The organism is Moritella sp. Urea-trap-13 (assembly GCF_002836355.1).
Lineage (GTDB): Bacteria > Pseudomonadota > Gammaproteobacteria > Enterobacterales > Moritellaceae > Moritella.
Genome location: NZ_PJCA01000029.1, coordinates 103,511 through 125,994, shown reverse-complemented (window position 1 = coordinate 125,994; position 22,484 = coordinate 103,511). Strand labels below are relative to the sequence as shown.

15 protein-coding genes and 1 other RNA gene are annotated in these 22,484 nt (G+C 41.8%); 11 read left to right on the top strand and 5 right to left on the bottom strand.

The annotated features are described in order from the left end of the window. Positions 1-3 precede the first annotated feature (3 nt). The 3 genes from CXF93_RS07415 to CXF93_RS07405 are packed head-to-tail and all read right to left on the bottom strand — an operon-like array spanning position 4 to position 5,753. The gene (locus CXF93_RS07415; protein WP_101061790.1) at positions 4-1,278 is read right to left on the bottom strand and encodes a hypothetical protein; all 1,275 of its coding nucleotides are present in this window, start codon (positions 1,276-1,278) and stop codon (positions 4-6) included. Further along, positions 1,278-1,910 carry a hypothetical protein gene (locus CXF93_RS07410; protein ID WP_101061789.1) on the bottom strand — a complete coding sequence of 211 codons (633 nt, stop codon included), beginning with the start codon at positions 1,908-1,910 and terminating at the stop codon, positions 1,278-1,280. Before CXF93_RS07410 ends, CXF93_RS07415 begins: the two co-directional genes overlap by 1 nt. A gap of 3 nt (positions 1,911-1,913) precedes the next feature. Next, positions 1,914-5,753 (bottom strand): ATP-binding protein, encoded by a 3,840-nt coding sequence (locus CXF93_RS07405; protein ID WP_101061788.1) that lies wholly within the window; start codon positions 5,751-5,753, stop codon positions 1,914-1,916. 269 nt (positions 5,754-6,022) lie between these two features. Between CXF93_RS07405 and CXF93_RS07400 the strand changes: the two genes are divergently transcribed. The 11 genes from CXF93_RS07400 (at position 6,023) to alaE (ending at position 19,713) form a co-directional block, all read left to right on the top strand. Continuing rightward, positions 6,023-7,453, top strand: coding sequence for a basic amino acid/polyamine antiporter (locus CXF93_RS07400; RefSeq protein ID WP_101061787.1), 1,431 nt, complete (start codon positions 6,023-6,025; stop codon positions 7,451-7,453). A 90-nt stretch (positions 7,454-7,543) separates the two neighbouring features. Continuing rightward, positions 7,544-8,329, top strand: coding sequence for a sulfite exporter TauE/SafE family protein (locus CXF93_RS07395; protein WP_101061786.1), 786 nt, complete (start codon positions 7,544-7,546; stop codon positions 8,327-8,329). A 128-nt stretch (positions 8,330-8,457) separates the two neighbouring features. Then, positions 8,458-9,936, top strand: a complete 1,479-nt coding sequence (locus tag CXF93_RS07390; RefSeq protein ID WP_101061785.1) for an isochorismate synthase MenF — start codon at positions 8,458-8,460, stop codon at positions 9,934-9,936. Next, entirely contained in the window at positions 9,933-11,783 is a 1,851-nt protein-coding gene (gene menD, locus CXF93_RS07385; RefSeq protein ID WP_101061784.1) for a 2-succinyl-5-enolpyruvyl-6-hydroxy-3-cyclohexene-1-carboxylic-acid synthase, read from the top strand. The genes CXF93_RS07390 and menD overlap by 4 nt, the downstream gene beginning before the upstream one ends. Next, positions 11,767-12,663 (top strand): 2-succinyl-6-hydroxy-2,4-cyclohexadiene-1-carboxylate synthase, encoded by an 897-nt coding sequence (gene menH, locus CXF93_RS07380; RefSeq protein WP_101061783.1) that lies wholly within the window; start codon positions 11,767-11,769, stop codon positions 12,661-12,663. The genes menD and menH overlap by 17 nt, the downstream gene beginning before the upstream one ends. Before the next feature lie 149 nt (positions 12,664-12,812). Then, complete coding sequence (menB, locus tag CXF93_RS07375; RefSeq protein ID WP_101061782.1) at positions 12,813-13,679, top strand: 1,4-dihydroxy-2-naphthoyl-CoA synthase; 867 nt, start codon at positions 12,813-12,815, stop codon at positions 13,677-13,679. A 21-nt stretch (positions 13,680-13,700) separates the two neighbouring features. After that, positions 13,701-14,792 carry an o-succinylbenzoate synthase gene (gene menC / locus CXF93_RS07370; protein ID WP_101061781.1) on the top strand — a complete coding sequence of 364 codons (1,092 nt, stop codon included), beginning with the start codon at positions 13,701-13,703 and terminating at the stop codon, positions 14,790-14,792. Next, positions 14,785-16,287 carry an o-succinylbenzoate--CoA ligase gene (gene menE / locus CXF93_RS07365; protein WP_101061780.1) on the top strand — a complete coding sequence of 501 codons (1,503 nt, stop codon included), beginning with the start codon at positions 14,785-14,787 and terminating at the stop codon, positions 16,285-16,287. Before menC ends, menE begins: the two co-directional genes overlap by 8 nt. Positions 16,288-16,439: 152 nt before the next feature. After that, positions 16,440-18,326: a bifunctional diguanylate cyclase/phosphodiesterase gene (locus CXF93_RS07360; RefSeq protein ID WP_101061779.1), complete on the top strand. Its 1,887-nt coding sequence runs from the start codon at positions 16,440-16,442 to the stop codon at positions 18,324-18,326. A 141-nt stretch (positions 18,327-18,467) separates the two neighbouring features. Beyond that, positions 18,468-18,564: signal recognition particle sRNA small type (ffs, locus tag CXF93_RS07355), an RNA gene on the top strand. A gap of 714 nt (positions 18,565-19,278) precedes the next feature. Next, positions 19,279-19,713 (top strand): L-alanine exporter AlaE, encoded by a 435-nt coding sequence (gene alaE / locus CXF93_RS07350; protein ID WP_101061778.1) that lies wholly within the window; start codon positions 19,279-19,281, stop codon positions 19,711-19,713. Positions 19,714-20,006: 293 nt separating this feature from the next. Here the strand turns inward: alaE and CXF93_RS07345 are convergent, their stop codons facing one another. Both CXF93_RS07345 and CXF93_RS07340 read right to left on the bottom strand, forming a co-directional pair. After that, entirely contained in the window at positions 20,007-20,510 is a 504-nt protein-coding gene (locus CXF93_RS07345; protein WP_157824429.1) for a Spy/CpxP family protein refolding chaperone, read from the bottom strand. Positions 20,511-21,137: 627 nt separating this feature from the next. Next, positions 21,138-22,403 (bottom strand): PD-(D/E)XK nuclease family protein, encoded by a 1,266-nt coding sequence (locus CXF93_RS07340; RefSeq protein ID WP_101061776.1) that lies wholly within the window; start codon positions 22,401-22,403, stop codon positions 21,138-21,140. Between the last annotated feature and the right edge of the window lie 81 nt (positions 22,404-22,484).

The window sequence follows — 22,484 nt, the reverse complement described above, 5'->3', positions numbered from 1 at the left end:
GGATTAAGCGCGCAGTAATTCAATATCGCTAACGCGTAAGTTACCTGAGATTAATATCGAACCGGGTAAATCGGTGATAATAGCTGCCGGGAAATCAATCGCCATAACTCTTCGTACCGCTGGGGCACATTTGTGGTATTCGTTATATAGAATACTGAGCCATAAATGCTTGGGTAAAATGTCTGTAAGCTGACCATCTTGCTGCCAATAGTGTAGGGCAGAAAAGCGATCGCCTTTATTACTTAATACTTGTTTGAATAACGCTTCACACTGCGACAATACATAATCGGCTTCGAGTTCACGGGCCTTTTGTTGCAAGTCATCAATACGACCACTACTACGTAAATCAACGGTTTCAGCGTCTGACTTACTTTCTTTACGCAATGAGTTGTAAATGTCAGAGAGTTCTTCTTGCTGTACCTGATTACTAATATCAACACTGGCGGATAACTGCAGCGGTGCTACGCGGTTGAAGATTGTTGGTACGTGCTCACGCTCATCGTAACTGTCTAATTCCCAAATTGGGTTGTCTTTTAGATACTTAGACATGGCTTTGAGACGAGCTACTTGTTCATTTTGTTTACGCAGCGTCATCAACAGCTGGCGCATACGGTGAACCGCGCTTTCTAACTGGCGGTTAATACGACGGTAACCATCAATGAAGAAGGTCACTTTACGGCTTAATTCCGCTGGTACATCATCCCAATCTAACCAAGAATAAACATCGTTAAGATTAATATCCGCTAACGCATTAAGCAGGCCTTCGGTATAAGCAATGGCTTTTTCATTCTCATGAATTTTACTTTCTAAACTATCAACAAAACCAAACTTACTGGTGATCGCCGCGAACAAACCACTGACACTGTCTTCTAACTCGTAAACAATGCCGTAAAGTTCTTCATCGATTTGGCTTAAATAGAAAGCAACTTCATTATGCTGGCCGATTAATAACGCGCGTTTATAGGACTTAATATCACCGTCAATGTGTTGCATGACTTTAGCAATATCAGTACGTTTACGGTAAGAGGCGTGACGCAGCAGTAATTTGTCTAAAATACGCTTTAAGTTGATGGCGAGCATGTAAGTGCCATCTTCTTCACTTGGGCGGATCAGACCATTTTTGGTTAGCATTTCTAATAATGCGGTATTTTCACCATCATCAATAATATTGCCATCGAAATACGCTTGCGCCAACATAGTACTGTTTGATTTAGCAAACGAGCTACGAATTATCTGGGCAATTTTTTCGACTTCAGAAGCGCTTTGCTGCTGTGACATTAGAACATCTCCGACTGTGAGTCATCGAAGATATGGTTATCTTGTGTTTCTAGTTTCAACGATTCACTGTCATTAATAAAATCAATTAACTCGTGAATATAGTTCATCTTAGCGGTGATCTGATAGATGGTACTACCAGTATCTAAACGTTGTACGTAACCTGCTTCATCTAATTTCTTAAGGATGAAGTTAAGCTGCTCCGAGATCTCGTTGCGGCTCGTTTTGAAGATACCTTTATTGGTTAATAACGCTAACTGTTGCTTTAACGTCGGTTCGTTCTCAATACCACGTAATAGCTCAGACAAGCGAATGGTATCGCCTGCACGCATAGCACAATCATGTACTAGCGCTGTCATTGCAAGGTCGAGGAAGTTAACCAATGGACGGAAAATATCGCGTACTTGGCGTAACTGTTGGCGGATATCCGCGCGATTTTCTTCTTCAATAGTACAGTAACAAGCGACGAAGGCGAGGCCGTCTTCAATGACTTTTACCTTACGGTTAATCAAACGCAGGTAATCATTTACCTTTTCAAACAAACTTTGTTCAGAAAGGTAGCGATAGGCGTCAGGCTGACTGACCTGACAAATGGTATGACCCTGTAACAATAATTCAACGGTAGTTTGAAACATGGGTTAAACCTCTTCTTGCATAGTTGTTGCTGATTCTTTATTTTCAGATGATAGTGTTTTTTTCACTGCAGACGACACTGTAGTCGTAGCTGCTGAGTCTGCGATTAACGCTTGCTTAGCATCACCATTGAGCAATGCCATTAGTGGATCATCATCGACATTCATCTGGATCAGGCGTTTGTTACGGCTATCAATCTCGTATAGGTGATCGAATAACTGCAATACCGACTTATCTGTCGACGGTGAGGCGGTCATGATCTGAATACCGTGTTGGTTTAACATGTCCAGCATGGCTTGAATGTTTTCAGAATGCAGTTCACCTAATTCATCCACTGGCCAAGTGATCACTGTACTCGCATCTGGACGTAACATCGTTGTTAAGCCAGTAAAGAAAGTGATTAGCGCTAAGTAAGATAAGCCCGTTGATGACACATCTTCTAATTCTTTCGGTGTTGTCGCACGCGTCGTTCGACCGTTTTCAACAATGGTAAATTCGATATCAAACAGTTCATTGTGTTGCATGCTGTTATTTTTCGGCAATACCGCCGACAGTTCATCTAAGCTATCGATTAAGTCCTGTGGAATACTGCGATCGTGGGTGAGTTCGGTATTGGCTTGATAAGCTTCAAATGCTTCGTTTACATTCTCAAGCTGCTGCCAATAACCTAACTTATCCATCTTAGTACGAATGGCAATCTTAATATCACCCAAGGCGGTAAAGAACTGTTTACCATTCATGTGGCTCGACAGTTTACGACCAGTGCGGGTAATGTTGCGATCAAAGTTACTTAAATGGGTATAGATAGATAGAATATCGTTAGCCCGCAATTCCACTTCGTGAGTGGTTGATGTTTGCAACAGTTTGGCGTTTTTCAGCACATAACTCAGCTGTTCGCCGCTATTGATTGCTTCTTCTAAACGGTAATTAACCAGCTCTGAATCACTTTCAATACGGTTTTCTAACCAGCCAATTTGTAGCGTGCTTTTCGAGTAACGTTTTAATTCGCTGCTAATTTTACTGACCGCGCTTAATACGTTGCTCTGCTGCTTACCTAACAGGCTCATCTGACTGTTAGTTAATTTAGAGATGTTGTTAACGCTGTATTCTGGTAATTCGTCGTTAGCAACAGCAGGGTAGTCGGTTAGTTTTACCAGGCTGTTATCTAAGCCTTTTAGTTGTAATGCTAAATCAGAGACTTGTTTATCAAGCTGGGTTTTCTCTTGTTCTAACTTGTCTGTTGATTGCTGATAATCTTGTTTTTTATCTTTTAGCTGTTGCTTGAAGCGCTGTATCGCGGCATCTAAACGACGTAAACGTTCGCGGCCTGGTTCAACTTGTGACCACGATGTTTCTAACCAGCTATTATACTTGTCGGCTTTTTGTTGGAATACTTTCGCATTCTCAACGGCTTGAGTGGTCTGTTTTATCTTGGCTGCAAGTGCGTTAAAGATACTGGCATTAATACCGGCGTCACTCAATGCGGCTTGCAGTGCTGCGGCAATACGTTGCGTCTCAATTTGCGCGTCATTACGCAAGCTATCAAGTGATATTTGGTAGCTATCAATGCGCTGATTATAGTCTGTTTCTAATTGACAATGGACGCCTAAACGTTCGTTGTTTAGTTCGTTGTGACGGTTTTGATAATCAACTTTAGCTTGGCTTAATGCTTGTTGCGCCTGGTCTAACAGTAGTTCGGTTTCAGCTAATTCAGTTTGAATACGCGCAATAGCCAGGGTCTTATGCTGCTCTAATTTAGCGTTTAACTCATCTTCTTCATTCACTAGACTCGTCAGCAATTGGTTCTGTTTGAACAATAATTGCTTGCTCGACATTAGCTGCTTATCCAGTTCTTCGACTTCTTTATTCAGCTGCTCAAGAGCTTTTTGTAGTTGTTCAAGTTCTGTTTTCTTAGCGCCAATTTGGGTCGAGATATGCTGTTCTTTTTCTGCTAGCGCGCTGTCGGTAAACGAGGCATTTTCTAGGGCATTGAGGTTGACCTTGATGCCATAAAAGTCTTGTACTTGAGTGAGTGCTGTTTCTGACACCGTATTTTTCGCAGCGTCAGCAAAGGCGGTTAATAACTCAGGTTCAAGATGCAAGTGTTTGAGCAACTCAGGGTTAATCACACGACCGATATTAGCTTGCCAATTTGGCACATGTTCAGCAAGGAAAGCATGTAAAGAGCCTTTTTCTGGGCTTAATAATGCTTGCACATCACGGTGCTGCTGGGCTAAATGGTTTAATTCAATTTTTAAGCGGTCATTAGTTTGTAAAGCTTGATGCTGTTTTTGGCGTAAGCTTTGTGATTCATTGCTAATGCGATTATAGGCTTCTTGACGCTCGTTAATATTACGACGACATTGGCTTAAATTCTGTTGCAGTTGCTGAGATTGCAGCGTCAACTCGGGATCAAGTTGTGGTTGTGTTAACTGCAGATTAAGCGAGATCTTAGTGTGTTCAAGTGGAGTTTTCTTGTCATTTAACTGATCAACCAATACTTGCGTTTGTGTTCTTAATTCACTTTCCAGTGTCGCATAGTGCAGTTTGTTTTCACTTAACGCTGTGGTTAACTGCTGCTGTTGAGAGCTAATTTCGTTGGTGAGTTGCTGTTCACGTTTGTTGAATTCAAGTTCTTGTTGCTGCTGTTGCTCGGTAAAGGTGCGGCTTAGATCGGCAGACTTTTCACTTAATTGAGTTTTTTCATTGTTTAGATTGATTAAACGTAAGGTAAAATCAGACAGCTCAGAGCCACGCTGTTGATACGTCGCGGCTTCATCATCTTCAAAATCAATCTTCTCTTGTTCTAATTTATCTAGATCGTGTTTAATTTCACGCTGGGCTTTTTCTTCATCGTGGCAAGCATCTTCAATCGATAATACTTGTTGTCTGTGGTTTTCTTTTAAATCAGCAAGCTCGACCAGAACGTCTTTTAAACGTGCGTCGGCGATAACTTGATCTTGGTTACACTTGTCTTGATAGATAGCGGCAAGGTGATGTAAGTGCTGTAGGTCTGCTTTGATTTCAACCAGTGAATCAATGTCAGTTAATGACGATAAGATCTTTTCTTCTAAATTAAGGATCGCTTGTGATGAATGCAGATCGGCTAACCAGCTATCAATATCGCTTTTATCAATGTTGACCATGTCGGTAACATTGTTGCTGAGCATTTCAGAACTGATGGCATCTTGCGAGATCTCGATGATCATTTGTTTGATCACGTCGAAATTAGAGATCTTGTTGAATACTGACGTGACTACTTTTTCAATGTGCTTAATCGGTGATTGGCTCATTGAAAAACGTTGTTGTAGCGGGCGCAGTGATTTCTTGCCGCCAAGGTCGCGATGATTTTGAATGACTCTTGCATAATCATCCACACTCAACAAACTGCTCACTTCACAACGTACTTGCGTTCTATAGTTACGCTTGATCTCATCATCGCCAAAGATATTGCCACTCTGATCAAGGTACATCTTGATATCGAACGGGCTATCAATAAAGCGGTAAAGCAGCTTGTCGCCATCACTCTTAATTAATACATGGCACAACTGCGGTGTGTCAGTGCCGTTCGGACGTTGGTAGTCAAACACGATGTAACTGGTTTTGCGTGGCAAATAATAAGCGGCAAATGATTTCTTGTTAGCATTACGCTCAACAATACGCCCAGGTCTAGCACCCCAAAACAGCATCGGCAGTTTAAGTAGCGTTGTTTTACCCGCACCATTGGTACCTGCAACCTTGATATTACCCGCGTTATTTAACTCAAGTAGTTTACCAGGCCAAAAGCTATCAATAAGGTAGGTTTTGCGACAAAGATATTGTTGTGAAGAATTGGTCATCATCATTATTATTTTGCAAGAAATCGAACCCCATATTTTAACTGAATGATGCCCAAGATGTAAGGGAAAAAGATAAGTTTAATGGGGTGATGCTTGGTTCTGTTCAGATTATCGGCAATCTTGGACACGACTCTGGATTTATGCAAGTTAAGTGAATATTCTTGCATATATAAAATATTATAATACAATCCGTTAGATTATTTTATATTAACAAGCGAAAATTAGGCGTTAACTGGCATATTATGTCGTTAATAAGCCTTGTTTAGGGATTATAGATGGAAAACAAACTCGGACTTGGCATGTTAGTGGCGTTGGTATTTAGTACCATGGTCGGTGCCGGAATCTTTAGTCTGCCGCAAAATGTGGCAGTATCAGCTGCTCCTGGCGCAATCACTTTAGGTTGGTTGATTACTGGTTGCGGCATGCTGGCATTGGTCACGGTATTACGTAATTTAGTGGTGCGTTACCCTAATTTGAACGGCGGCATCTTTTCGTACGCACAAGCGGGTTTTGGTGATTACATCGGTTTTATGTCTGCTTGGGGTTACTGGATCTGTAACTTATTAGCCAATGTATCTTATGCAGTGGTGTTCTTTAGTGCGATTGGCTACTTTGTTGATACCCCAGAAAACCCAATGATGGGACAGGGTAATACACCGATTGCAGTATTAGGCGGTTCGCTACTCATTTGGTTTATGCATGCATTGGTATTACGTGGTGTGACACGTGCGGCCCTGATTAATGTATTTGCAACTATTGCTAAAATCATTCCTATTTTGACTTTCGTTTGTTTGGTTATCATGGCGTTTAAACTGGATAAATTCACCATCGATTTTTGGGGCGATAAAACCCCTGAATTAGGCTCGGTATTAGAGCAAGTGAAAGCCACTATGATGGTGACATTATGGGTATTTATCGGTATTGAAGGGGCGGTTATTTTATCTAACCGTGCTAAAGATAAACGCGACGTGGCGAAAGCAACCGGTATTGCCTTGTTCTCGGCATTAATACTCTATATTGCAGTGAGCTTATTCACTTTAGGTGTGATGACTCAGCCTGAAGTTGCAGCATTACAAAACCCATCAATGGCACATATTTTAGAAGTGATTGTTGGTCCTTGGGGTGCAATGCTGATTAATGCTGGTTTGATTGTATCGGTATCTGGTGCGTTATTGAGCTGGACAGTGGTGAGCGCAGAAGTGCCTTTCATCGCGGCTAAAGAAGGCTTGTTCCCGAAAGCATTTGCTGCCGAAAACAGTAAAGGTGCGGCAACAACATCATTGTGGTTCTCATCTTGTCTGGTGCAATTATTTTTAATCTTAACGTTATTACAAGAAAGCTCGTATTTGGCCTTGGTAAACATTGCCACATCAGCGGTATTATTGCCGTACTTTCTAGTGGGTGCTTATGGCGTGAAAGTCGCGTTAAGCGGTGAAGGTTACAGTGCCACTGAAAACCGTAAAAAAGACCTGTTTATTGCCTTGGTTTCATCGTGTTACGGTGCTTGGTTGGTGTATGCCGCTGGTGCGGAATACATGCTGTTATGTGCCTTGCTGTATTTACCGGGTGTATTGATTTACAAAAAAGCCTTGAGCGAGAAACAACAAACATTCAGCAAGCGCGATTATGCTTATTCGACCTTACTGTTAGCGGGTGCTGGCGGTGCTATTTATCTGTTATCAACCGGCGTACTGTCTCTTTCTTAGCATTTGAACCACAATTTTGTTACTCTTATCGTCTATTTAAGTTCTGGCACTTATAACGTATAGGCGCATGTTGTAAAAGGGATTGTAACGATGATTGTGGTTGTATATTTAATTTTAGGCGCGGCAGCTGGCTTGATGGCTGGCCTGTTTGGTGTCGGTGGCGGTTTGATTATCGTCCCTGCATTAATTGTATCTTTTAGCTTCCAAGACCTTTCGCCAGATGTACTCACTCAGTTAGCGATAGGCACTTCTCTCGCAACTATTATCTTTACCTCCCTGAGTTCGATTAAAACCCACCACAGCAAAGGTGCAATTGATTGGGAACTAGTTAAACGGTTAACTGTTGGTATTGTTATTGGTGCCGTGCTGGGCAGTATTTTTGCCGATTATTTGCCTGGTGAAACATTACAAATGATCATCGGTATTTATGCGCTAACTGTGGCGGTGCAGATGGGCTTTGATCTGAAACCGAAAGCAGAGCATGATTTACCCCAAGGCGCTGGCTTGACTGTCGCAGGTGGTATTATTGGTGCTATCTCGGCTTTATTCGGTATTGGTGGTGGCTCGCTCACTGTACCTTACTTGTCTTGGTGCCGCGTCGAAATGCGTCATGCGGTTGCAACCTCTTCTGCGTGTGGTTTACCGATTGCGGTGGCGGGTGTATGCAGTTATATCGTCACGGGTTGGAATAACCCTGATTTACCAGAATACAGCTTAGGTTATATTTATTTACCGGCATTCTTTGGTATTATTATTACCAGTACTGTGTTTGCCAAACAAGGTGCAAAACTGGCGCATTCATTACCGAGTCATGTGTTAAAACGTTATTTTGCGCTGTTATTATTAGTTGTTGGTTCGAAGTTTATTTTCTTCTAAAACGAACATTTTATTGATCTAGGCTATAAATAATTAAAAAACCTACCCATTAAGTGTAGGCGAATGCTCGATTTTGTTATATGTATGCTAAAATCCCCCCCTAAGTAGTCGTTTATTAAGGGGGCAATTTGTTAAAATTAACGGCCGCGATCACTGCATTACAACAACAGGTTATCCATGCTCAACCTGAGCAAACACGGATTTCTGTTGATTTACAGCCCTTAAATTCAACTGAGCTTATTGAATGGCTTGGCGCTCAAGTTTTATTCCCGCAATTTTATTGGCAATCTCGAGACGGTGGCGAAGAAGTTGTCGCGCTCGGACAATGCTGCCATTGTCATGATGTTAGTCTCGCCAAAACACTGTTTACTGAACCGCAGCGCATGTGGGGCGGGCAAGCCTTTTCTAGTCAAGAATCTAATAAAGAGTCTAGTCAGTCGCTTAACAACAGCGACAGAACTACTCGCAATTACTATTTCTTACCGCAAATAGAGTTAACCCGTCAGCAAACGCATTGGCAACTATCGGTCAACCTACCAGCCAATCGACCAGCAATATCAGTAGCCAAACAATCAATGGCAGACGCGGGTTACGATAAAACGCAGCTATTGGCAAGTCTTGCGGAGCTAATTGCACCTGCACCGATACCATTGCCACAATCTTACAAGATTGAATCTCGCCGTCATTATCCTGAGTTCAAACAATGGTCTCATCTGGTCACTAAAGCGTTAACCGCAATCGATGAGCAATATTTTGCCAAAGTGGTATTAGCGAGAAAAACGGTATTAACCTTAAACCGGTCTTTGTCAGCGACGCAGTTTTTACAACAAAGCCGTCAAGTTAATCAGCACTGTTTTCATTTTATTTTTGCTATCCATGCTGATGATTATTTTGTTGGTTCAACACCTGAACGGTTATTTAGTCGCGATGCCGATAACTTACATACCGAAGCGCTTGCTGGAACCGCGGCGCGAAGTTTGGATGCTGCGGAAGATCGCGCGCTCGCAAACTGGTTACTTAACGACAAAAAAAACCGTTACGAAAACCGTTTAGTGGCAGATGATTTATTATCCCGTTTACAACCGCGTTGTCGATCTCTGCAAGTTGAAAAGCGTCCTGAGTTAATCAAGTTGCGTAAAGTGCAGCACCTCAAACACAAAATAGCAGGGCAGTTAATGGCAGGTGTTGATGATGCAGAATTGCTCACAAGCCTACAACCAACGGCTGCGATTGCTGGATTGCCACGTCAACCAGCATTAGATTTTATTGCTGACAACGAACCGTTTGACCGCGGTTGGTACAGTGGGGCATTGGGTTATATCGGCCAACAACAGAGCGAATTTTGCGTAGCGATTCGTAGTGCGCGGGTATTAGGGCGTGAATTACAGTTATTTGCTGGTGCCGGGATTGTTCCTGGTTCTGATCCAGAAAGTGAGTGGCAAGAGTTAGAGCGTAAAACCGCGACCTTATTAACCTTGCTGGAACCTGATGCGAACGACTATCGTGCAGATTACGGTAGCAGTACGACTAATAATAGAAATACGACTAATAGTACTAATAAGCATGTGCTTGCCAATCAATTTGCCTCGGAGCAACAACGCGCATGATGACGAATCAATCATTTGCAGACATACAAGCACCCTTAAATCGCTTATGGGCGAGTTTAATTTTAGAAGAACTGAGCCGTTTAGGTGTACGCCATGTGTGCGTGGCACCGGGCTCACGATCTACGCCACTGGTATTAGCGGCGGCAGATCATGATGATTTAATCCTGCATAGTCATTTTGATGAACGTGGATTGGGTTTCTTTGCACTCGGTTTAGCGAAGTCATTACAAGCGCCAGTGGCTGTGATTGTCACATCGGGAACGGCGGTAGCGAACTTATTGCCTGCCGTGGTCGAGAGTGGATTAACCAAAGAAAAGCTAGTATTGCTCACCGCTGACCGCCCGTTAGAGCAAATTAATTGCGGTGCCAATCAAGCCATTCAACAAACGGGGTTATTCTCTAGCCATGTTTGTCATGAACTGTTATTACCGAGCCCAAGTTTGAGTATTACCCCACAGTGGCTGCTGAGTAATATCGATCAAAGCTTGGCGGTGCAGCAACAAGCAGGTGGCGCGGTACATATTAACTGTCCTTATCCTGAACCGCTTTATGGCGGTGACGCTGATTTTAGTGACTACCTTGCTGGGATAAGCAATTGGCAAGCGCAGCAACAACGCTATTTATCCATTCACTCACCTTGTCGCAATTATTTAGCGACCAACCCGACTGCAAAACTCTGCTCGACCATGCCTGTGGTGAACCGCAAAGGCTTAGTGGTTATTGGCGCGATGAATACTGCTGACATGCAAGCGATTAAACAATGGGCTAAGGTCATGGGCTGGCCAGTATTGGTTGATCCACAATCTGGTGGTAGCAGTGCTTGGTCGCATTATGATGTTTGGCTACAGAACCAAACCTGTCAGGATAAATTAGCGGAAGCTGAGATCTTAGTGCAATTTGGCGCGCGGTTAGTATCAAAACGTTTGGGTCAGTTCATCGCCCTGCATGACTGGCAAGATTACTGGTTAATCGCCCCACAAGCGGGACAGTTAGACCCTTACCATCAGCGCTGTAAGCAATTTGTTAGCCCAATACAGCATTGGCTAACCTTGTTTGCCAATGGCGAATTAAATACTGAATTATCTACAAGTGGCAAGTTAGCTACAGGTCGCAACACTTTCGCCGAACTTGATGTGCAACACAGTGATGTTGACGGCTATGAATGGGCCAGAGTACTAACGGTTGCTAGTGTAACTGTTCGACAGTTGATTGAAATTAATCATATTGATGAGTTAACTGAGATTAGTTTTGCCGCCACCTTAGATACCTGCTTCTCCACAACATTGCGCAACAAGCCGACTAGTTTATTCATTGGTAATAGCTTAATTGTCAGATTATTAGATATGTTTGCAGCATTACCCAATGTCCCGGTATTTAGTAACCGTGGCGCGTCGGGTATTGATGGTTTATTAGCAACAGCGGCGGGTGTACAGCAAGGCCAGCAGCAAGCGATGCTTTGCCTGTTAGGTGATACATCCTTGTTATATGATTTGAACTCGCTGGCGTTATTTTCTAAGCCGACGCATCCGAGCGTTATTGTGGTATTGAATAATGACGGTGGCGCTATTTTCGATATGCTACCTGTTGCAGAAAAGCAAAAAGAACAGTTATATCGTATGCCGCATGGGTTTAATTTCTCACATGCAGCAGCGATGTTTGATTTAGATTATGTTCAACCTAAGAGCTTGGCTGATGCACTTTCTGTGATCCATCATAGCTTACACCCGATGACTGAAGTGACAGGTGAAGCCCGTACTTTACTTGTCGAGATAGTGACACCCGCAGGGGCCGCCGCCAAGCAACTGAAGCAATTATTCAGCGAGGTAAAAGATGCGAAATTTATCTAGCATGATTATCAAGACACAAACGCTATTACCGTTATATTCAGAATCTGTTGAGTCTGCCAGCAGCCTTTCACAAGGCGCTGTCGCCAAACCAAGCTTGGTATTTCTACATGGCTTGTTGGGATCTACGCAAGACTGGCAGCAAATCGTGTCGCATTTATCGCCGGACTATCAGTGTATTTGCATTGATTTACCTGGCCATGCTGGTAGCCAAGCGGTGACCGCGAATGACTTTCAACATGTGCAGCAACTTATCATTGCGACCTTGGCACAGTATGAACTTGAGCATATCGTTTTTGTTGGTTATTCGTTAGGGGCGCGTATTGCCATGCACATTGCTAGCGAGCCCGCGGCTAATTGGCCGTACAGCATCGATGGCATGTTATTAGAAAGCGGTAACCCTGGTTTAAACAGCAGCGCCGAACAATTACAACGTGGGTTACATGATTTAGGTTGGGTGACACGTTTTAGCGAAGCACCATTATCGCAGGTATTACCCGATTGGTATCAGCAAGGTGTATTCGCCTCATTAACCAATACGCAAAAAACCGCCCTGATTGCCACGCGCAGTCATATTCAAGCTGACTACAATGGATTTAATGGCGGTAAGCAGATAAGTAAAATGCTGGCGGCAACGTCACTGTCGAAACAAGGTTATTTATTACCACAATTACAAGACACCGCATTTCCGGTGTGCATGGTATGTGGTGAATTAGACCCTAAATTTGTGCAATTAACCCAAGCCAGTCAGCTCGACCATCATGTTGTCGCCGATGCTGGGCATAACGTACATGCAGACCAGCCGATTGTATTTTCAGCGTTAGTCAGAGGGTTAGTTAGTGACAGCATTAAGAATAAAGCTGCACAACAGAGCGCTGCTTAAGGACGTTGTTTCGACTGTAGTGGTAGAATGATTTTAGAAAGTAGATGTAGACATTTAGTTTTGAGATTTAGTTTAGACATGCAGATTAGACATTTAGCTATTTATACATAAAAGATTAGCTATTCATATATACAAGATCAGGAATTATTATGAGCAGAACAGTTGGTATTACCGAAGAAGAACTATACGCACAGGTTGAATGGCAAGATTGCACAGGTGAATACCAAGATATTCATTTTCATAAATCGTTAGATGGTATTGCAAAAATCACCATAGCCCGACCACAAGTACGTAATGCGTTCCGTCCACAAACTGTAAACGAAATGATGCAAGCGTTAGCTGATGCGCGTTATGACTCAAAAGTAGGCGTGATCATTTTAACTGGCCTAGGCGAACATGCATTCTGTTCTGGTGGCGATCAAAGTGTTCGTGGCGATTACGGCGGTTATAAAGACGACGAAGGCATGCATCACTTAAACGTATTAGATTTCCAACGTCAGATCCGTACCTGTCCAAAACCTGTTATTGCTGCAGTCGCGGGTTATGCCGTGGGTGGTGGTCATGTATTACACATGATGTGTGATTTAACCATTGCAGCAGACAATGCTCAATTTGGCCAAACAGGTCCTAAAGTGGGTTCATTTGACGGCGGCTGGGGCGCATCATATATGGCGCGTATTGTTGGTCAGAAGAAAGCCCGTGAAATTTGGTTCTTGTGTCGTTTCTATGATGCTAAAGAAGCCGAAGATATGGGCTTAGTGAATACGGTTGTGCCACTGGCAGATTTAGAACGTGAAACAGTCCGTTGGTGTCGTGAAGTATTACAACACAGCCCTATGTCATTACGTTGTTTAAAAGCGGCATTAAATGCCGATTGTGATGGTCAAGCTGGCTTACAAGAATTAGCCGGTAATGCCACTATGATGTTTTACATGACGGAAGAAGGGCAGGAAGGCCGTAATGCCTTTAATGAAAAACGTCGTCCTAATTTCGATAAATTCCCGCGCAACCCTTAATGAGCAAGTGGAGCATTATTAATGCCACGTAAGGTTAAGCTGTATCATTATCAGTTACCTTTAGACTGTGCCATGATATTACGTGGCCAGTCTGTAAATGTACGTGAAGGTTGGCTGCTTGAACTGCAAGAAAATGAAGTGCAGCAAGAGCAGAACAACAGCTCTCAAGTCATGAATATAGGGCGCGGTGAAATTGCGCCTTTACTTGGTTTTAGTACAGAGACAGCAGCACAAGCAAAGCGACAACTAGAAAGTGTGATTAAGATCTGGTTAGATCAGGGTGTCGTAGCGCTAAGCGGCTGTTACCCCTCAGTGGCGTTTGGCTTTAGCATGGCGCTGTTAGAATTAGAAGATGGGCTACCGCAAACTACTCATAGCAACAATAATGATAATAACGCTAACAGTGCGTTATTATTGCCTGCTGATATTGGATTAATCACCGCTAAACATAACCAACTGGTGCAGAGTGCGTTATGTAAGTTGAAAATAGCGACGCAAACAACGGACGAAGCGGCTTGCCAAGACGGTGGCATTGCCCAGCACTTACTACAGACATATCCCCATTTACGCTTACGTTTAGATGCTAACCGCCGTTGGTCATTAGCTGCAGCACTGGCTTTTGCAGAGCAAATCCCTGTTGACTATCGCCAACGTATCGATTTTATTGAAGAACCTTGTCATACCCCGAATGACTGTTTACGTTTTTCCCGAGAAACGGGCATTGCCATTGCGTGGGATGAAAGCTTACGTGATGCACAAGGGCGGGGCGCTTTCGACCTTATTTCCTCGGCAAACAGTTCATCGAATGCCACTGTTAAAGCCATTGTCATCAAAGCCGTTGTTATCAAACCTATGTTGACGGGCACGGTTGCTTATTGTGCTGAGTTAATTGCCCATGCCCATCAACAGGGCTTAACAGCTGTAATCAGTTCAAGCTTAGAATCTAGCTTTGGTTTAGTGCAATTAGCACGTTTGGCACAAACCTTTACCCCTGAAACGACACCCGGCTTAGATACCGTCAATGTATTTAAACAGCAACTGGTTCAGCCTTGGCCAAATTGCACCTTACCCTTACTCCCATTATCTAACCTGCCAGTGACTATCTATGAATAACAATAAAACTATCATTACAGATAACGTTAACTTTACCGATTGGCCTTGGCTACATTGGGCTAATAGCAATCCAGCCCAAGTCGCTCTGGTGTATGGTGAACAGCAATTCACTTGGCAGCAGGTTAATGATCTCGTTAACGATCATGCTAAACAGTTAACAGGGCAAGGTGTTGGGAAAGGGCATGTTATAGCAGCAGTAAGCACTAACAACTTAACTGTGCTGTGGTTGTACTTGGCTTGCTTGCGACTCGGCGCTTGTTGCGTGATACTCGATCCGAAGCAAAGCTGCGAGCAGCTAAATGACAAGCTGGAAACCTTGGCGGCGAAGTTTATTTGGTTATCTGCTCCGGAGTTACATGTATTAGCGGCCCTGAATGATGACGGCGCTAAGCAGTTAGTCTTTACTTACGGTGAAGAGTCTTGCGTTGCAGGGGCTTGTACCCACCATGACCTTAATAATGCCGCTGTCGATGACGTTAAATGGCAAGCGCAGCGAATCGCCAGTATTGTCTTTACGTCGGGCTCAAGTGGCAAAGCCAAAGCCGTGGCGCATAATGCAAACAACCACTTGTATTCTGCCGCAGGTTTATTGCAATCCTTCGCTTATAGCGCGCAAGACAGCTGGCTATTATCCTTACCTTTATTTCATGTATCGGGACTGGCGATTGTCTGGCGCTGGTTATTTGCTGGTGGACAACTGGCGTTACCGGCAACAAACAGCTTAGTCGAACAGTTAGCAACAGTGACGCACGCCTCTTTAGTGCCAACGCAATTAAAGCGATATCTTAGTGAAATAGATTTAGATAAAGACACCATTAGCCTGAAACGTATTTTGTTAGGGGGTGCGGTCATCCCTGTGGTTTTAACCGATAAAGCCAAGTCCATGGGTATTGAATGTTGGTCTGGATACGGCATGACAGAAATGGCATCGACTGTTACCGCTAAACTAGCGGATAGTAGCGCGGGTGTTGGGACTGTATTGGCGTATCGTGAATTAATTCTGAGTGATAAAAGTATCAAAGTACGTGGCGCGAGTTTGGGGATCGGCTATTACAATCGTGGCGTATTACGCAGCATGACTGACGACAACGGTTGGTTGGTCACGGGCGATCTTGGCGAGACAAGATGCACTGATACACTATCTAATAAGCTACTCGATGAACTGTTTATTCTAGGACGTAGTGACAACATGTTTATTTCTGGTGGTGAGAATATTCACCCAGAGCAGATAGAGCGCGTTTTACTTTCGCATCCGTTAATTAATCAAGCGTTAGTGTTCCCACACGAAGATGCAGAGTTTGGTCATCGGCCAATTGCGGTGATTGACGCGATTGGACACTTATCAGTCAGTGAAATGAATAACTACTTACAAAACAAGCTGATTAAATACATGCGACCAGTAAATTATTATGCATTACCAGAGTCAATAAATGTGACCGGTATCAAGTTAAATCGCGCTGTTGTTCAACTATGGGTCACAAGTTTGTGTAAATAGTTGAGCTAGATGAGAATTACTCTTGCTTGCCATAAATCTGACTTGGTGTTCGCTTTGTTTTCTTGTAGTATAGCTATTCTTCCTTATTCATCAGAGGAATAGCGGTAAGGTACTTATGATTTACGATGCGATGTAACTAACAGAGATGTAGTATGCTTAATATTAATACTCAGGTAATTGAGATCCCGGAACCTATGTTTCGTGGTTGGCAACAAACTGTAGAGTTGATCGCTGGAATAATGAATTTACCAGCAGCATTAATTATGCGCGTTCACCATAGTGATGTACGCATATTTTCTTCAAACGACACCGCTAATCCAATATCTTCGCTATTATCTGAATCCAAGCAATTAAGCTGTTATAGCGCGCAGGTTATTTATAACCGTGCAGCAGTATTAATTGAAGATGCGCGACTCGATTCAATCTGGTCTTTTGACGATAATGTTAACGCTGACATTATGGCTTATTATGGTTTGCCGCTTACTTGGCCAGACGATCAAGCCTTTGGTACACTCTGTGTTTTAGATACCCAAGCGCGTGAATTTACCCCGCATTGCAAATTGCTGGTGGCGCGTTTCCAGCAATCGATGAATGCTGATCTCGCTGTTCTTTACGAAAAAGCAGAATTACAACAGGCTAACCGTAAATTACAGAACTTACTGACTAAAAAGACAATGGCGTTGAGTTTGTCTCATCAAGCGTTATTGCATGAACAAGATAGCCGTTCGGCACTAGAATCTACACTTATATACCAACAAGAATATGATGCACTTACCGGTGTCGCTAACCAGCGTTCATTAGTGCAACAGATGGAAAGCATGCTGAAATCTGTTGATGATGAAAATGAACTGGCGGTTATTTACCTTGGTATCCGCAATTTTAAATCGATTAATAACAGTTATGGCTATGATATTGGCGATAAAGTGCTGTTAGAAGTCAGTCAGCGTATTCATCAACAGTTAACGACTGAGTATTTAGTTGCACGTTGTTGGGGCGATTCGTTTGCGATAGTGGTTCGCGATGAAATTGTCGTTGAACAAGTGATTGATCTCATATCTCGTCTTACAGACGCTTTTGAATCGACGTTTCTTATTGATGATTTTACTATCACCACGCGCGTGTGTTTTGGTATTGCGTTAGCAGGGTCAGCCGCCGACAAAGGTATTTCCTTAGTTGAGAAAGCGGAAGCCGCGATGACGGCGAATAAAGATAAAGGCACGCATTACAATTTCTTTACCGAAGAATTAAGCGCGGTTATTGGTGAGCGTCATTATTTAGAATCGCATTTAGCTGAAGCACTGGATAAGCAAGAAATGTCGGTACATTACCAGCCGATGATATGTGTTAAAACTCAGCAGGTATTAGGTGCAGAAGCATTAATCCGTTGGCATAACCCAATATTAGGCGCGGTCGCTCCTGATCGCTTTATTAATTTAGCTGAGCAGAATGGTCAGATCTTAGCATTAGGTAATTTTGTATTACGTACGGCAATGAAACAGGCTGCGCAGTGGCGTAACAGCTTTGGTGATGACTTTTGTATTGCTGTGAATATATCGCCTGTACAGCTCCGTGATGACAATTTAGTGTCTCGGGTCGCTCAGCTATTGGCTTATTATCAGTTACCGGGTAGTTCGTTAGAGCTTGAAATCACTGAAGGTGTATTACTACAAGACGAGCAGAAGGTGACTAAATCGCTTGCTGGCTTGAAGAAGCTTGGTGTGAGTATTTCGTTAGATGACTTTGGTACGGGTTATTCGTCATTAAGCTATTTGCAGAAGTATTCGTTTGATACCTTGAAGATAGATCGCAGCTTCATTATGAATTTAATGGAATGTGAGCAAAATAAAGAATTAGCGCGCGCGATTATAGCCATGGCGAAGAAGCTTAATTTGCAAGTTGTGGCAGAAGGTGTAGAAACGCCAGAGCAACATCAGTTTATTGTTGATGAAGGTTGTGATTATGGTCAGGGTTATCTGTATGGTAAACCAGTACCAGCGACTATGTTTACATCTCAGTACCTTAGCCGACAAGCTATTTAATTGCGCTGGAATCGATCGACTTGGTTGGATAGTGTGCAAACGATGTTTATAGTGAATAAAACTACTATAAACGGTTGCAAAGAATCGGTGAATAGTTAATAATTCACTCGTTGTCAAGCACAACACGTTTGATGGGTGCCTTATGGGTCCCTCCGCATTGATACTCTGTGAACTCGGCCAGGTCCGGAAGGAAGCAACCGCAGCAGATGATTCAAGTGCCGGAGTGAGGCTTGTAGGGTATCCTTCAAAAGTGTTGTGCTTTTCGCGTTTCTGACGTTCTGCTTTTCAAATCAATCTCTTACCGAATAATCTTCATACCACCTATCTTAGTTACACTGCTCTTTGTAGTTATAGTCCTGTATCCGTTATTAATCCAGTTTTGTATTACATTACTACAGCGGTATGCCTGATATATATTGCTGCATCATCGCGCTACGCTGTGTCATTAGAGCATTAAATTGTTCTTTTTGAGGTTCAGTTAATACTTGATGGCGAGTTTTTAACATATTTAATCGGACATCAACCATGCAGATTTATTAATTTTTTATCTTGAAAAAAATAATGAAGTGGTGAACTAATTTTGGCTACTGAATCGGGTTTAGTTTTAGGGGGGGGCGGGATTAGAAGTACAACCTACTTTCTTGATTTTAAACATGATTTAATGCTGAATTTGTGTTGATTTGCAGTATGAAAGATTATTATAATATGTGTATAAGCAACCGCTCATTCTATTTAGGTTAACTCAGTGCAAACCGCTATATTTACGCCCCTAAACTTAACATTGTTTAACACTCTCACCGCTTTATTTGGCGGCCGTTGTATTTCCATTTTTTACGATTAATACCTTGCTGCGCTTCTCATTGCAATCTCCACTGCAACTTTTACATAAAAATTCATAACGACTCCATTTTTGGGGCTAACGAAGTGTGCGTTTAAAAGGTATTAACATTCAATGAAAATTAACCGACTTTGGCTGGCAGATACGCTCGCGCTTATGTCATTTACCATTATTACCGGCATGTTTATCGAAATTGCTATCGTAGGAATGACAGTACAACAATCGATTCAATCGCGCATACTGTGTCAACCCATCAATATATTGACGGGACGTATGTATGGTATTTATCGAGATAACATAATAGTTCAAACGGATAAGAAAATACCCGGTAAAGGCGCGAAAATAATCGGTGATATCCTTGCCTATATTACGTTTCAGCTCCCGCTTTACATCGGTATTTTATGGGTAATTGGGATGGATATATCCAGTATCGTCAAAGCGGCGTTCACCCAGACCGCTGCACTACTGGTATTAGGTGCGCCATATGGCTATTGGTTAACTAAAGTGCGAGCATTTATTATTCCCGCCCCCGTATCGGTTAAAATTTAAAACAAAAATATCCGTCTAGTGGTTCACTTTATTAATCTTTTTGTTTTTCGTAAACTATATGCCTGCTAGTAGTTAGTGAGTTTACTACACTAAATGAAGCATAAGCTGTCTACAAATTTTATTGTGACAATTTATGCTTCAAACTACAGCTTTTCGTGTTTCAGATGTTCTTATTTTAAATCAATGTCTTATCGAACAATATTCGCTTATTTATTAGTTAATTCTTTCTTAGTTTACTGCCCCATGTAGTTATAGTTCTGTATTCGTTATTAAGAAAATTTTGTATTACATTGCTACTGCGGTATGCCTGACATATATTGCTGCATCATCGTGCTACGCTGTGTCATTAAAGCATTAAATTGTTCTTTCTGAGGCTCAGTTAATACTTGAAATACTTGATGGCGAGTTTTTAACATATTTAATCGAACATCAACCATAGACGCCTGATGTTTGGTTATCATTTCACGTGCTTTAGATTCGTCAAACGTTGCACTGTTTATTAGTGATTGAGATTCTGTCATATGAGTTTGCATACTTGTTATCATGCTTTTCCCTCCTGACTTTTCCTCCATTGCCGTTGTCATAATTGATTGAATTTGTTGCTGCTGTGCTTTTGTCAGGTTTAATTGAGAGTACATCATGCCGCCGTGCATCATGCCTCCGCCTCCATGCATCATACCGCCGTACATCATGTCACCATGATTATTTTTCATGTTATCGTTCGCCTGACTCACTGAGATACCAGCGGAACTAAGGCTAAGTGCTAATACGATTATGCTAAATATATTATTGTTCACATCATGCTCCATATATTTTAAGGTTAAATAATTGGAAGGCTCAGAGCTTGTATTTTGCTACATAAAATAGAACACAAGAGAGGGCCACTTGATTCATATAACTGATGATTACAAAAGTATAATACGCCTTGCATAATTAAGCTCAACGATAGCGATAATAATCGAAAATAAGAAATAAAATACAGCGCCATTATTTTTAAGTTGTCGATATAGTTAGTAATGACGGTGTTATTTTATGAGTTGAATAGGGGAGGGCGTTCGATGTCTTCACTTCAGCTACAGCATATAATAAGTATCACCATCGGTTAGTACAATAACTTAACACTCTTATGGCCTACTGTGGATTGGTGCAATAGCGCTAAGCCGAATTTGCCCAGAAGTTAGTTAGTGCAACTACTAATGCATATTTTATTCATGACAGTTTGCCATACATTTACTCATGTAAGGAATGGGAGTGATTTGTCATATCACGACTGCACACTCGCTTTTGTCCCTGTAGCGATTTGTATTCTAAGATCAAAAAACTCCAGTTAGGAGGCCAATTTCAATGAACCACAATAACCACTACAGTAGTGGTCAACTAATTAGTTTTATCGATAGTTGTGGTTAGAATTAAGCCACAAAACTCTACTTACATAGCACTCTTAACTCACTATCCACTTTATCAAGCCGGTCGTATAACCCCTTAGGCTCAGACATTATTTTTTCTCTATATTGACCTATAGAAATCCGATTAGTTTCATCCCATTTATATGGTTGGCTATCCCATTTAGCCAAATATATGTGCCAATCGGCTAATAAAAAATACACCCTGTTATCGCTATATTTACTCTTTGCTACAAAGCCCACGTTTTTCCAATCACTTTTTTGACCAGTTTTATTAATCCAATTACTAATGTGAGTGCTAGTAAATTCGTTTAGTGCAATATCAGTAATATCACCATGCTTTAATGTGGTAATACTGCTGTCAATTTCATATTTATATTTTTCCAAAGACTCGGTGATACTTTTATTTATTTTACGGCTTATAAAATTCACTAAGTTGGTATTTGCTTCCACCATAAAATCATACATTTCTTTTTCTTCGTCTAGAGGTAAATTTAAGCTGTAGTCAGATAGGGTCATAATTTTTTTCCACGGTTTGTTTTTATTTATTTTGCTAATGATTAGCTGATATTCAATAAAAGCATTTTTGACATTCGTTTTATTACAAGAGGCACAGCAATTAGCAACCCAGGCATCGATCCCTTTTTTAGCGGGAGAAACCGTTGAAAAGTAGGGATAATGATAGAAGGGAATTTCCACTTTTCCTGATAATGAAAGATTGCATTTGTGTAAATCCACGTTAGTCTTTTGCCATACCAAAATATCTTTTTCTAACTTAAAACCCTTGTAGCTTTGAGGTTGTGGAACAGTATTTTTTTTTGATAAATAGATGACCGAAATTCTAGCACTCATCTCGCTATCAGGAATATTAAATTTTTCTTTAACCGCGGTGATATAACGAGAAATTTGATGCTTTCCATCCTCCGCATTCAACTTATTTTCTATGATCATAAAATTATTATTATCATGAATAAGTAAGTCTATATTATCTTTTTCTATTAGCACCTGGGCATCTGTAAGGTTAATAAAGTTACATAGTTTTGGGTGCTTAATTAAGTCTAGAAAATGATGAAGGAAAGAATGACCACAATAGTGCAAACTTTTAGGGTTTATCATTGAATAGATAAAGCGAGTATGTAGCCTTACTTCATCATTTATTTTTAGTAGGGAATTAATTAAACTGTAATCATTGACCCCAAGTCCTTTCAGTTCTTGTCTTTTTTCGTTGAACATCGAATAAGTCGTAAGTGACTTTTGCCATCGTTTATTCCTCGCTGTGTCGGTCATACTTTTCCTTTTGATAAGTTAGAACTGTTGTCTCAAATATGCTGTCTTATGTAAAGCGTAGGATATTATATGTGGCAGATT